This window comes from Chryseolinea soli (genome assembly GCF_003589925.1).
GTDB lineage: Bacteria > Bacteroidota > Bacteroidia > Cytophagales > Cyclobacteriaceae > Chryseolinea > Chryseolinea soli.
Window position 1 is genome coordinate 6,334,828 of record NZ_CP032382.1, and the last position, 13,066, is coordinate 6,347,893.

Annotated in this window: 8 protein-coding genes; 2 read left to right on the plus strand and 6 right to left on the minus strand. The window is 50.2% G+C overall.

Features of this window, described 5'->3' with window-relative positions; all coding sequences use genetic code 11:
• Positions 1-86: 86 nt before the first annotated feature.
• The 6 genes from D4L85_RS26410 to D4L85_RS26435 form a co-directional block, all read right to left on the minus strand.
• Positions 87-1,361, minus strand: coding sequence for a hypothetical protein (locus D4L85_RS26410; protein WP_228450640.1), 1,275 nt, complete (start codon positions 1,359-1,361; stop codon positions 87-89).
• A 217-nt stretch (positions 1,362-1,578) separates the two neighbouring features.
• The gene (locus tag D4L85_RS26415; RefSeq protein ID WP_228450641.1) at positions 1,579-1,977 is read right to left on the minus strand and encodes a winged helix-turn-helix transcriptional regulator; all 399 of its coding nucleotides are present in this window, start codon (positions 1,975-1,977) and stop codon (positions 1,579-1,581) included.
• 60 nt (positions 1,978-2,037) lie between these two features.
• Positions 2,038-2,715: an SDR family oxidoreductase gene (locus D4L85_RS26420; protein WP_119757120.1), complete on the minus strand. Its 678-nt coding sequence runs from the start codon at positions 2,713-2,715 to the stop codon at positions 2,038-2,040.
• Positions 2,716-2,843: 128 nt separating this feature from the next.
• Complete coding sequence (locus D4L85_RS26425; RefSeq protein ID WP_119757121.1) at positions 2,844-5,222, minus strand: ABC transporter permease; 2,379 nt, start codon at positions 5,220-5,222, stop codon at positions 2,844-2,846.
• A 229-nt stretch (positions 5,223-5,451) separates the two neighbouring features.
• Positions 5,452-9,264 carry a glycosyltransferase gene (locus D4L85_RS26430; RefSeq protein WP_119757122.1) on the minus strand — a complete coding sequence of 1,271 codons (3,813 nt, stop codon included), beginning with the start codon at positions 9,262-9,264 and terminating at the stop codon, positions 5,452-5,454.
• Positions 9,261-10,571 (minus strand): glycoside hydrolase family 2 TIM barrel-domain containing protein, encoded by a 1,311-nt coding sequence (locus D4L85_RS26435; protein WP_119757123.1) that lies wholly within the window; start codon positions 10,569-10,571, stop codon positions 9,261-9,263. Before D4L85_RS26435 ends, D4L85_RS26430 begins: the two co-directional genes overlap by 4 nt.
• A 350-nt stretch (positions 10,572-10,921) precedes the next feature.
• On the opposite strand from D4L85_RS26435, the gene D4L85_RS26440 reads away from it, so the two are divergent.
• Both D4L85_RS26440 and D4L85_RS26445 read left to right on the plus strand, forming a co-directional pair.
• Positions 10,922-11,308 carry a hypothetical protein gene (locus tag D4L85_RS26440; protein ID WP_119757124.1) on the plus strand — a complete coding sequence of 129 codons (387 nt, stop codon included), beginning with the start codon at positions 10,922-10,924 and terminating at the stop codon, positions 11,306-11,308.
• A 205-nt stretch (positions 11,309-11,513) separates the two neighbouring features.
• Complete coding sequence (locus D4L85_RS26445) at positions 11,514-13,064, plus strand: beta-N-acetylhexosaminidase (protein WP_119758958.1); 1,551 nt, start codon at positions 11,514-11,516, stop codon at positions 13,062-13,064.
• Positions 13,065-13,066: the final 2 nt, after the last annotated feature.

Below are 13,066 nucleotides of genomic sequence, written 5' to 3' on the forward strand. Positions count from 1 at the left end.
GATGACGCTAAGGTTCTTTACAAGAATGAGATCCAAGGTGAGCCGGACGAAGAGCCGACACCCGCCGCGAAAAAAATTACTCCATCCTAATCCGACGCCCAAAGATCTTTTATGGTTTCCTCTTGCGAGTAGCCCACCGGGCAGGATTTACTTTTTAGATTTGCCCTATAGCTACCAAAGGTCTCATTCGGACAAGAGATCATCCGGCAGCCGGGCATCTCCAGGTGGCCATTGGGATCATTTTGTTTTATCCATTGGTGAGCATAGACCAGCCATTGATTTCTATAGGCCTCGGGTTGTAGCGAAAACCAGGAGATCTCATCCCATCCCCAGATAAAATGCGAGGTGGTGTCGGCTACGTTGGTTTTGTCGCTTCTTCCAAAATTGTCGAACTCCACCAGGTACGGGAGGCTCTTGCTTTCCCATCCGCTTGGCGAAATACAGCCTTTGCTTTTGTGGTAGAGGGCATCCAGGTGGCCTGCTTCCAGTTTTCCTTCATACGGTTTTGCCGGGATAGCTTTTATCCGTAGTGGAAAGGAATTGAAATCGATGAGGCTGACACCATCCTTGATCATATCACCTTTGGGCACATGGGCATCGAGCAGCACCCAATGGCGCCGGGCGTGTTTTGTTGCATAGCGTCGTATATCGGAAAGTAAGGTGGCCCACGCTTTCCGGTCCGGGTCGTTCATGCCCATCAGTTCAACCTGTCCCAGGTGAAAGGCCTCACAGCCAATGTTGATGTAGGACGCGGCCAGATAGTAGAACCACAGTTGGGTCTCCGGGCGGCTGATGTCTGGTACGCTGCTTCCTTTTCTCCAGTGATCAACTCCTTTGCCTCCGGTGTTGAGCATGGATCGATAGGAGAAGTTACGATCGTCGACCGGCAGGTTGTGATCTTTAAAAACCCAGGCAGGTATTTTTACTTTATCGACATCTTCGGTTATGATTTCGAACAGGCATCCTTGGAAAATGATCTCGGGGTCTGTCCGGTGCAAGGTGTCGATGATGGTCTTCGCCTTCTTCCAAAAATTCGGATCGTTCAAGAGGCTTTCTTCTCCCCACCGGTAAATAGCCCGGCCAATAAATTTGGCTCCGATGTTCCGGATCATTCGCACGTCGTCTTCATGATACGGGTAGGTCCGTTTGCCCTCTGGCTTTTCGGGCACCAGGAAAAATGCCATGGTGATGGATTTGTCGAGATAATTTTCCAGGACTTCTCTGGAAATGCCTTTCTCATCAAAGTAATAGGATCTTCGCGGAGGGTTTGATCCTGCCGAGATAAAAACCAGGACAGACAAAGCCAGCACAACTACTTGTCGGCATCGACGTACTCCTTCCCTCCTAACGTTTGCTTTCATTATTTTCCATTTAAGAATTCACTCAAGAAAATCACTTGACGATCTCAAAGGTATTGCGGTCCGATTAATAAGGAATTAATAAGTGATTAATCGAGACACTCGCGTCATTTCCAATGGAAGGTTTGCGACATTTCACTGACGAAATATGCCGCTCTTATAAAAAATCGAAACAGGGTTATTTCAACGACTTATCTGGATGATCACCGGAGCAAAGGTTTTAGGGCGTTTTAACATCACCCCCGGTACTCAAACCCCAGGTGCACATGGCTTCGATAACGGGTATGAAGGTTTTTCCTTTTTCCGTCAGGCTGTATTCGACTTTTTTCTGGCGCTGGTCGTACACCGTGCGTTGTAAAATACCATCGGCCTCCATCTCCCTCAGCTGTGTGGTCAATACTTTTTTACTCAACCCCTCAACCAGGTGCGCGATTTCTCCAAACCGGTTCACATCATGGACAATGAGATTAAAGATCACCGGTTTCCACTTTCCCCCTATCACGTTATTGGTTAATCTGACCGGGCAATTGCCGACCTGATGCACCATCGACAAAAAATGATCAAACCTCCGGGATTTCTTTTGCTCCTGTAAAGTCTGTAAATAGCTGATCCTGTCCATGCTGCAAGTTACCCAAAAACCAAGCGCTATGGCAGAAGCGCAAAGAGGATCGATTTATTTTTACAGGATTCCTGTACCTCCATCCACGTCTATTACCTGCCCGGTCATGTAGGGATTGGTCATGAGAAAAATGACGGCGTGACCCACATCGCGATTCGTGCCCATAAACCCCGTAAGACTTTTGGTTGTCGCCGTATGATCGCCCTCTTTGTCGATCCAGGTTGGACGAATAGCATTGACTCTTATTGGTGCCAGGCTGACGGCCAACGCCCTGGCAAGCCCCTCCGTGGCGGCGAAGGCCACGGTGACCAACGTATAGTCTGGGTGCGGCCTGACGGCGTATCCACCGGACATCAGCGTAATCGAACCGCCCGGGTTGATATACTGGGTGGCTTGCTGCAAAAATTTAAACGTGTGCCAGAACTTGCCATACAGATAGGAACTCTCTATGGTGGGGTATTCTGATTTGAAGCTGGTTTCTCCTCCGGGTGAAGCGGATATGAACAGGTGATCGAACTTGCCGATCTCTTCCAGCCACGTGGGATACGTATCCGGCAAGGTCAGGTCACCAACGACCGCGCGTGTTTTTGGCCCCAAGGTTTCTTTTACCGACAGCAGTTGTTCTTTGCTGCGGCCGACAAGGATAACCTCAGCACCTGCCGCCGATGCAATTTTGGCTGTGCCAAGTCCCATGCCATGGCTCCCACCGATAAGTACTACTTTTTTCTCCAGTTCCATTCCCGTGATTTAATTTGACGTATGCCGACGATACCGGCTCAATGTACTGGGATCAATTTTGAAGATCAAGTAGTTACCTGAAAGTAACCAGAGATCAACGGGTACCTTAGCAGGAATCTGTTCCCACCTTATTCCGTTCTTAAACTTTTTGTAGGATTCATCCACGCGGCCTTGAGCGCCTGATGGCTAACGGTGAGCAACGTAATGGCCAGGACAAGCAATCCTGTGGCAACGAAAGTCACCCATGATATTTCGACGCGATATTCATATTGTTCCAGCCATTGGGTGGCCAAATAATAGGCCAAGGGCGCACCCAATAAAATGGCTGCCAGGACCAGACGCACAAAATCGCTGGAAAGCATTTTCCATAAATTAAATACCGAGGCTCCCAGCACTTTGCGGATGCCAATTTCTTTCGTGCGCTGGCTGGCGGCAAATGCGGCCAAGCCAAAAATCCCCATGCAACTGATAAAAATTGTCAGGATGGAAAATATGGTAGCCAACTTACCAATGCGTTCCTCGCCACTAAACTGCCGCGCGTAATCATCGTCCAGAAATTTGTATTCAAACGGGGCTCCAGCGTCGAACTTCTTTATGACAGACTCGATCTTTTCCAAGGCATCGTGCGGCCTTGCCTGTGGATTCAAACGGATCGTTAAATAGCCCACGCTCGTATAACTGACATAGTACAGGTGTGGTGACTGCTTTGCAAACGGGGTCCAACGGACCTGATCTTTTATCACGCCGATGATCTCCCGCTCCTTTCCGAAGAAGCTCAGCTTTTTGCCTATGATATTTTTCTCAGAGATCAGTTTCGCGGCCAGTTCGTTTATGATCACCGCGGCAGAATCCGAGCTGAACTCCCGCGAAAAATCACGCCCCTCAACAAATTGAAAACCATTTGTTTTTGGAAAGTCATGGCTGCAACTGTTCATGGCCACCAAAGGCCGCAGCGCCGGATCTTTCCCCTCCCAGGTCAGGGATGCGTCGGCGCTCATCGCGCCCGTGATGGGGAAGTCGGATATCGCCATATTTTCAACAGCCCCCGACGACAGAAGTTCGTGACGCAAGGAGTTGTAATTCGCTTTTGCCAAATCTTCCGTTCGGATGGCGATGTGGAGAATGCCCTCCCGGTCAAAGCCCACCGGTCTGTCTTTTGCGTGTTGAATTTGACGGAAGACGATCATGGTACTAATGATGAGCACAATAGAAGTCGTGAATTGAAAGATGACCATGATCTTTCGCGGCAAGGCTGCAAAACGGCTTGCTTTGAATGCACCTTTCAAAACCCTGACCGGATTGAAAGACGATAAATACAATGCCGGGTAGCTGCCAGCCAGAAAACCCGTGACGACGATGAATGTCAGGGATACCAAAACAAACTTCAGATCCGTCCATGGCATGGTCATCTTTTTATCGGCCAAGACATTGAACCAGGGTAAAGAAACAGCTGCCATGACCAGCGCCAATAAAAAACCAATCGTCACCATCAGCAGCGACTCGCTCAGGAACTGGGCCACTAATTGGTTGCGCGCAGACCCCATTACTTTTCGAACGCCTACTTCCTTTGAGCGTTTCTCGCTGCGGGCGGTGCTGAGGTTTGTAAAATTTATACACGCCAAAAGCAGGACAAAAACTCCAATAATGCCAAACATCCACACAAACTTGATTTGCCCACCCTTGTTAATGCCATCTTTAAATTCACTATAGAGATGCCATTTCTTCATGAGAAATATAATGCCTTCGGGTTTGACGGCTTTCCCATCGTTCGAGGCTTTATCATAGAGGACATGTTTTATTTTGGGTTCAACCTGATCGAACAGCCCTTCATTTTTCAAGAGCACGAAACACTGAAACGTATAGCTTTCCCAGCTATTCTGGGTCTTTCGGTTGGCTTCGCTGGCGCTGAAGTAATACGCCATCGGCAACAACATCTTGATGTCTGCAAAGGATGAGTTCGCTGGAAAATCTTCAAATACACCGGTAACCGTGAGCAGGTCCCGGTTATCGAATTTTATCATTTTACCAACCGGCGAATCACCAAACAACGAACCAGCCAGTGTTTTGGAGACCATGACGGAGTGAACGTCGTTCAACGCCGACGTGCCCTGCGCTATCTGAATAGAAAACATGCTGACAAACTGAGGCTCCACAAAAAGGCCGCTCTTCGACAATTTCGTTTCATTATAAGCAACAATATGTTCCCGGGGCCAGGAGGCCATGGCCACTTCTTCAAATTCGGCAAAATTGCTTTTTAAGGCCTCACCGATCGGCGCGGGAACATCATTGAGCGTCAGGGTCTCCTCGCCGAACGTCATATGATGATAAACCTGCCCGAGGCGATCATAGTTTTTAAACGACCTGTCATAATTCAATTCATCAAAAACCCACAGCCCAATCAGGAGGGCAACGGCCATGCCAATGGCCAGACCACAGATGTTGATAAAAGAATATCCTTTGGTTCTGATGATGCTGCGCCAGCCGATGGTAAAGTAGTTCTTGAGCATAGGGAGGGTGGTTAAAGTTGAAGCTTCGAGGCTTAGGATGACGCGGACGGCGAAAAAGTTTCAAGGGAGCCAGAAGCCGGGAGTCAGGAGCCAGAATCCAGGAGCCAGGAGCCAAGAGCCATGGGTTAGATCTAGAGTTGGTGTCAAATTGGAAGTAAGCACTCGCCTGACCGCGTGGCGAAATAGCCAATTGCAATCATGCGTTATCATGCCTCCTAAGTTCCTGAATTCAAAATTTCGAATTCTGGCTCCTGGCTCCTGGATTCTGGCTCCTGATTTCGAACCACGGTGTATTCAAAGTGCCGATCGCTGTATACACTTCTCCGTCCTTCTCCCCGATCAGGTAGAGACGGTATGTAAGGGGATCCTCTGGAATCTCGAGTGTAATCTGGGGTCCGGTGCCTAGTTTCTCGAGATAAACACCGTTGCCAAATGCATCCAATTTGAGAAGGTACCATTCAAAGTTGAGTGCCGGGGTTGTGGCGTCGGGAGTTTTCCAAATTGTTCCGGCTTTGATGATCGCGTGATACGTAAGTTGTTGGGTTGGGATCGTCGCGATCGCGGGGCGGAGAATTTTAATTTGTAACGTGTCCGCCTCGGGTCTGGCTCCGGTCGGCGCCCAAAGCTGGCGTAGCTGAAAGTATTCCGGTTTCGGTCGCCCCCAATGATCGACCAGGCCGTCGAGTGTGACGATGTTTCTCTCTTGCAAATCCTGCCACTCGGCGATGTACCCGCCATTGAACCTGCTTTCGAGTTGGCGCAAGGCCGACACGGGCGCTGCACTCAGGAACAATGGCCCATCAATATTTTTCAATATGTCGATCCCGGTATCCTCTTCGCGAATGACCACGCCGAAAGCGTCTACGCCGTGAACATTTGCCTGAAGCAATGTGAGATCATGTTTGATCGTTTCGGAAAAAGGCAGATCGAGTGTCACGGGGCGGTAGGGATCGATTTTCTTGATGGAATGAACTAAGTTATTCAGCCAATGCATGTAGGCCGATTGATGAAAGAAAAGTTCAGGTTTGGGGTAGCGTTCTTTCTGGCGTTTCCACAAAAGATTGTCGAGATTCCAGGCAATGATGTTTGGGTCATTTTTATAGCGCTCAACGGCGGCAAGAATTTCGGTTTGGCAATTATTCAACTGCTTGCTGTTGGTCAATACATACAACTGGTCATCAATCCAGAAGTTATAGTGGATCTTCATTCCCGCCTCAGCGGCGACGCTCAGTATATTTTTGTCATAGACACCGGGTCCGTAACGCTTGATCGTCGTGACCCCGAGTGCCTTCATCTCCCCGATGTCGTGACGCAATTCCTTTCTGGTGAGGGCGTGGAAATTCTTAAACCAGTTTTTTCCTTTTGAAAAATTCATTCCGTGTAGGGAACGCAGCCATGCCGTGTCCGTTGGATGCGTTTGCTTTGCTTCCCACAACATTTGTGGAGGCATGTCCATGACACGGGGATGCCTGGCACGGATTAGGTTTGCCACAGGGTGAGGAATGCTCCAGTCGAGCTTGTGTAGCCCTGCCGTTACGCCGGGAACCACGTTGTCGTCGAATGCCGAATTGAATAGAATGCAGCCTTCGATCTCGTTAAAAACGGTGTCGATAGAACTGCGTGCATCTCTGAACCATTTTTCCTGCTCCTGGCGATTCAGCGTTCCCATCTCCGCCACCATCACCGGAACGCCGGAGCGAAATAGTTCGAGGGCATGGAAGGGAGCATAGATCGAATCGAAGGGGATGGCGGAATTTCCGGGTAATGAATAATCCAGGCCGGTGATCGAAAGCCAATCGACATACGCCGTGCCCGGAAAGAATGCCGTGGCGTTTTCGGCTTTCCATGGACTCCACACCCAGATGACGTTGGTGGCGCCTGCCCATTGAAAGAGATTGAATACGTGAATCCAGGCCTGCCTAAATTCGGCCGGCGTATTCTGTCCGGTTCCCGACCAGGGATAGGCCGGGTTATCAAACTCATGCGCAAACCGGAGGAACACCGGCTCATGAAACGATTTCAACTGCAACGCGAATTTCAGAATATAGTCATCAAACAGACCTTTGCTGATGTTCGCCAGGGCCTTGTGCTCCCTGCTCAAATCACGGTGATCTTCTGCTTGGGGAAAATGACTTACCCACGGCTCCCAGGTGATGAAGGGTATCGACCCGCGATCGTACACAGCCTGCATAGCCGCGGCATCGGGAAAAGAATTGGTATCGACACCCCACGGAATATAAAAGGAAAGCAGGTCAAAATGAGTGCCCGCCGATTTTTCAAAAGCGGCAACATCATTGAGCGAAGTCAGCCCGTCATCTTTTACCGGTTGGAAAATTCCGTTGTAAAAAATTTTCTCCGGTGGAAAATAGACAAAAGGCACATCCGGTATCTGCTGCCCGCGATGCACGACATATCCGGTGAACGCCATCGCCGCCAGAACAGCCGGGAGTGCAAGCCCGCGCATGGCGAAGTAAAGCTGATGCCGGAACAGCCAGAACAGCCGCTTGCCGTAATGTAAATATCCCGCCATTTTCCTGACCGCCTCCGAAGGATGGTACCGGAGTGCCACGGGCTGTCGCGAGGCCATCACCATAAACGTCATGAACAATACGTTGAGGCTGGTGACACCCGCCATAAAAATAGAGTATGGGTTCCAGTCGATGTAAAGTCCATAGACGATCGCGAGCAGCGACAACACCCCCACGATAATATTGGGAATGGATATCGACCAACTGTCGCGTTCGGTGGTTTCCTTGGGGGTAGGAATATAGGGAACTTTTTTCCGCACGATCGTATAGACCAGCCCCACCATATAGATCCACCACGTGCCGATCAACAGAATACCGCCCACCACATGAAAGCCTCGCTCCTCTTCCTCCATGACCCAGCGCTGCACATATTGCCGGATCATCAGGACCGAGACCACAAAAGGAAACCCGACGATGGCAAAGGTGACCAGGTCCACCTTCAGCGGAATAATGCCCAGCGTGAGCGACACCACCGGCACGATAAAGTTGATCAGAAAGATTACTCCCGAAAAATAGTGAAAGGGCAATATCCCGTAGTGCAGGCGTTGGCGCCAGGTGAATTTTGTGAACAACCTTGGATAAGTGGTGAACAGCAATTCAAACGTTCCGCGCGCCCACTTCAGTTGCTGTTTGTAGTAGGCCGACAAGGTCGAGGGAACCAAGCCTCGGGTCAGTACTTCCGGAACATAGACCGATCGCCATCCCCTGGCGTGCAACTGCATCGCGGTGTGCATGTCTTCGGCCAGCCCCGCGGCGTGACCGCCAATGGAGTCCAGCGCACTTCTCCGGAAGGTGCAGTTGGCCCCGATGGCCATCACGGTTCCATATTGGTTCATGGTCATCATCATGGGACCATAGAACTGAAAGGTCTGCTGCGCTGCACCTTTCGCCACGAGAGACTCATCAAGATTGCTGTAGGCCTGCACCACCTGGACATAGCCAATCTGCGGGTCGATAAAATACGGGACCACGCTATCCAGAAATTCCGGCACCGGCACATGATCCGGATCGAGCACCACGCAGAGCTCGCCCGTTGCCTGCTTCAGGATATTATTGATATTCCCAGCTTTCGCATCTTCCCGTGTGTTCCGGGTGACGTGCACTACGCCGAGTGCGTCACATAATTCTTTGATATAGGGGTCATTGCCCTCATCGCCCAAATAGGTCGTGTGGGGATAACGGATCGCCTGGATGGCGCGCAGGGTTTCTTCGATCATCTCGTAGGGCTCGCCCGGGCAGAATGTGGTCAGGATATCGACCGTGAACCGTTGTTGTGTGTCGGGCCTGTCCGGCACACGGATATGAAAGTAATGGTACCACTCGTGCAAAACTTTCAGACAGTTGAAGGCGATGGCAAGGATCAGCAGCCAGTAAAAAACACGGTGCCCGATGTATTCCGGCTGCAAGAGATTGTAGACAAAGTACAACATGCTCAGCAAACCAAAGATGATCATCACCTGCAACATCAGTCGTTCCAACCGCGAAGGGGCTTTTACAGGCGTATGCTTCTTCATTTCACAACATAAAAAGGTGTGTTGGCCGACGCAAAATTTCCATAGGCGTCATAGATCCAGCAATAGATACGATAGGGGCCTTCGGTTTTCGGTACGCGAAAGGTCGCGTTGAGCCCATCTACCTGGGATAACAACGAATCCAATGCGGGGGGAGGTATCTTGTTCTTGTTTGAGTCGTCAAATTGTTCCTTATACCAGTCTTCCGGACGCACTTCCCATCGCAGCCGCAGGCCTTCCGCCGGTTGTGTCAATAGGATCTCTGCTTGGTGAACCGTATTCGGCTGGAAAATGAGATTGTCGTGCGCGCCTTTTTGATCGACGAGCATGTAATTCAACGGTGGCCCTGGATGAAGCACCGTCGGGCCGTTCCATAGGGTGGTCAGCGAGCCAATAGATGCCGACTTCGCTCCGTCGTCCGAAAACATGCTGAACCACGTCGGTGTTTTCTCGTGCTGAAATCCCCAGTAGAATACCAGCGATCCCAGGTAACGCGGATTGTCATAAGGCATAAGCGTCGTATAGATCGATTTATAACGCTCGGCTTTTTTGGTGCTGGTATCTTCAATCGGTGCACCCCAGGCTGTGCTGTCGCTTTCCCAATAGCCATTGATCCCCCATTCGCCTACCACGAAGGGACCATCCCAAAACCAGCTGAAATGATCGAGATCTTCTTTTAAGGACGAAATTCTGCCATAGGTGTTTATTGAAATGATGTCCAAATCAGGAACTTTAGTGCGAACGTGGTAGATATTTTTTCTTCCGAAGCCCAGAAGCGCCGTGGTTACCGGATGGTCGGGGTCCTTTCGGTGGATCATTTTCAGGAGGTTGTTGTAGGCCGTAAAGAAATCATCCTGGGGCTCGTAGAAATAGTGCAGTTCATTTCCCAGGCACCACATGAGCAAGGCCGGATGATTTTTGTAACGGTTGACAATCGCCTCCATTTTTTGGTGGAGCTTGTTCACGGCCTGGCTGTCGCTGTAATATTCCTTTACGTGATTTGAGTTGTACAAAGGGAGGCCCGCCACCACCGCGATGTGATAATGCTGTGCGCTGTCGAGGATGTTTTGAAGGTTCGTGGTGTCCCAGGTCCGGATGGTGTTGCCGCCGGCATCCCGGAGCTCTTTCAGATGGGTGAATCCAGCAACGCCCTTGATGACAAAAGGCACCTGATCGCGGATCAATGTATAGTGCTCGCCTTCACGCATGACGTGAACTTTACCGGTGGCGGTATATTCCTTTCGGTCTGAACAGGTCAGTACACTCAGACCGATGAAAACGAAAAAGAGCAGGGTCTTTAAAGATCGCATAGATCATCTACAAGTTACATGAATTTCCGGGGTAACGCGTTGGCATCCAATCAAAAATCATCAAACTAATGAAGCCTTGCGGCCTTGCAGAAACCATGCTGATGATCGCCGGCATTTGGTGGGCTCAACCCTTGCCTGCGAATCCACCCGGCACCGCCAGATACACCCATCCCAAAATTAACAATTACACAACCCAATGGTTATAATGTACTTTTACATGAGTGGCTTACACCGATAGCTCTTCGGCATGAATATGCCAACCGATCATCAATGAAGATGATAAAGTGCTCCGCGCATTTTTTCGAAGCATAGGATAGTCGTTATCTTTCGCCTGGATTTTGACCTATCCCATGCCGCACATTTACACCCTTCACCAGGATGCCGATGAGATCTTCGTTGTTGACTATACGGGAAGTAAAGAGGCCCAGATGATGCAGCTCGCTACGAAATTCAGGGAATTGATCCAGACCCGTTCCAAACCCGTACTGGTGATGGCGGTCTTCAACGACAGCACCTACGTTACCCCAACATTCATGCGTCATGCCGAAAAGGAATCCGGGGCGGTTATGCCGTTGCTCGAGAAGGTTGCGTTTGTCGGGCTGTCGACGACCAAGAAGATCATCCTTCAAGGGTACAATATCTTGTTCGGAAGAAGCTTTCAGGCGTTCGATACACAGGAAGAGGCTATCCGTTTCCTGGTGGACCGCAGCGCATCGGATAAAAGGAGTCCATTCTAGCTGCACCGGAGAAACACACGCACACGCAGCTGGCTTTTTTCATTTTCAGCCTTCCCATCATTGTCGCTCAGATAATCCTTCGCTGATTTTGTATCGTAAATTATTACATTCGCCAGCAGCGGTTCCACCCCGCTTCATAAACGGTCCGTGAACAAATTCCAACTGCGGCGACATTCATAGCGACCGATAAAAAAGACAAATGACCATGAGAAAAATTTTATCCGCCTTCCTCCTCTTTGCCTGCCTCTCCCATGGGTCGGCTCAACCCACCAAAGCCAAAGATTTTATTGTAAAAGGTTTCCACCTGGACCTGCGCATCCAGGTAATGTCGCCCGAGGCATTGAAAGATCTAGCCTTGCGGCTGAGTCGCAGCGGCATCAATACGCTGGTCATGGAATGGGAAGGAACGTACCCTTTTGAAAAGCATCCGCTGATCGCCAACCGGTATGCCTATAGCAAAGAAGAAGTGACGGACTTTATACGCTATTGCAAGGGGTTGGGAATAGATGTGATCCCGCTGCAGCAAAGCTTTGGGCATGTAGAATATATCCTGCGGCACCCGCGCTACAAAGATCTTCGCGAAGATCAGAAAGACTATTCGCAGGTCTGTCCGCTGAAGGAAGAATTGAACCGCGCGCTGTTCAACGATCTGTTTACCGAACTGGCCTCCACCCATCCCTCCAAGTATTTTCATATCGGGGGCGACGAAACCTATTTGCTGGGCCACTGCGATCAATGCCGTTTGAAAGCCGAGAAGGAAGGAAAATCCAAGCTCTATATCGATCATATCAAAATGCTGGCCGAGCTGGTGATCCGGCTGGGCAAACGCCCGGTGCTCTGGGCCGACATCGCCTTGAAATATCCTGAGGCCTTAAAGTCGCTTCCCCCGGAAACACTGTTCATCGATTGGAACTACGGATGGGAAATGAACCGCTTCGGCGACCACCAAAAACTCATGGAGAGTGGTTTTGAGATCTGGGGTGCCCCCTCCCTGCGCAGCCATCCCGACAACTACTTCCTGACACAGTGGGAAAAACATTTCAAAAACATCCGCGATTTTGTTCCGGCCTCCCGCAAGCTGGGCTACACCGGCATTGTGATGACCTCCTGGTCGACGTCCGGGATCTATTCGTCGGTCTTTGAGTCCAGCAACGACATCATCGACCTGTATGCCATCCGCCATGTCTACCCGCTAACCGGTTTCCCGATGTTGCTGGCAGCCTATACCGAAAGCCTGAAATCAACGGCACCGCTGGACATTCCGGCTTTCATTCAGAAATATGGAAGTGAGACCTATGGTTTTACGAAGGAGCAGTCGCTTCAATTCTGGAAAGCACTGCGAACGGCTCCCTATGAAATCCAACAAGGAGAAGTGGCGGCACCGATGACCTTATCGATTCAAAATGTGTTGGACAGCGCCACGATGGCAGCCCAGTGGCTTCGCGAACTTCAGCCTTCAAAAAACAAAGATGAGTTTGAGCATTACCGATTGATGGCCGACATACGGGTGCTGTACCTGGACTACCAGCGCATCGAAAAGCAAGCGAACGCCGTGTCGTTCAGTCAAAAAGATCTTCCGGAGGTTTTGAAAAAACTGAAAGGCCTGATCGATCAGTCCGGCGATCTGAACCGACGGTTTATTGCTTTGAATAAAGGAACGCTTCATCCCGCAGAAATGGAACAGGAAAATGCTTTGCGCATCGACAAGGCAAAACTGCTCTATGCGCGGTTATCCAAACAGCGAACCGCTCCATAGCC

Excerpts from the sequence above, each read along its gene's own strand:
- D4L85_RS26420 (WP_119757120.1), bottom strand. The coding sequence starts at position 2,715 with ATGGAACTGGAGAAAAAAGTAGTACTTATCGGTGGGAGCCATGGCATG.
- D4L85_RS26430 (WP_119757122.1), bottom strand. The coding sequence starts at position 9,264 with ATGAAGAAGCATACGCCTGTAAAAGCCCCTTCGCGGTTGGAACGACTG.
- D4L85_RS26415 (WP_228450641.1), bottom strand. The coding sequence starts at position 1,977 with ATGGACAGGATCAGCTATTTACAGACTTTACAGGAGCAAAAGAAATCC.
- D4L85_RS26410 (WP_228450640.1), bottom strand. The coding sequence starts at position 1,361 with ATGAAAGCAAACGTTAGGAGGGAAGGAGTACGTCGATGCCGACAAGTA.
- D4L85_RS26440 (WP_119757124.1), top strand. The coding sequence starts at position 10,922 with ATGCCGCACATTTACACCCTTCACCAGGATGCCGATGAGATCTTCGTT.
- D4L85_RS26425 (WP_119757121.1), bottom strand. The coding sequence starts at position 5,222 with ATGCTCAAGAACTACTTTACCATCGGCTGGCGCAGCATCATCAGAACC.
- D4L85_RS26445 (WP_119758958.1), top strand. The coding sequence starts at position 11,514 with ATGAGAAAAATTTTATCCGCCTTCCTCCTCTTTGCCTGCCTCTCCCAT.
- D4L85_RS26435 (WP_119757123.1), bottom strand. The coding sequence starts at position 10,571 with ATGCGATCTTTAAAGACCCTGCTCTTTTTCGTTTTCATCGGTCTGAGT.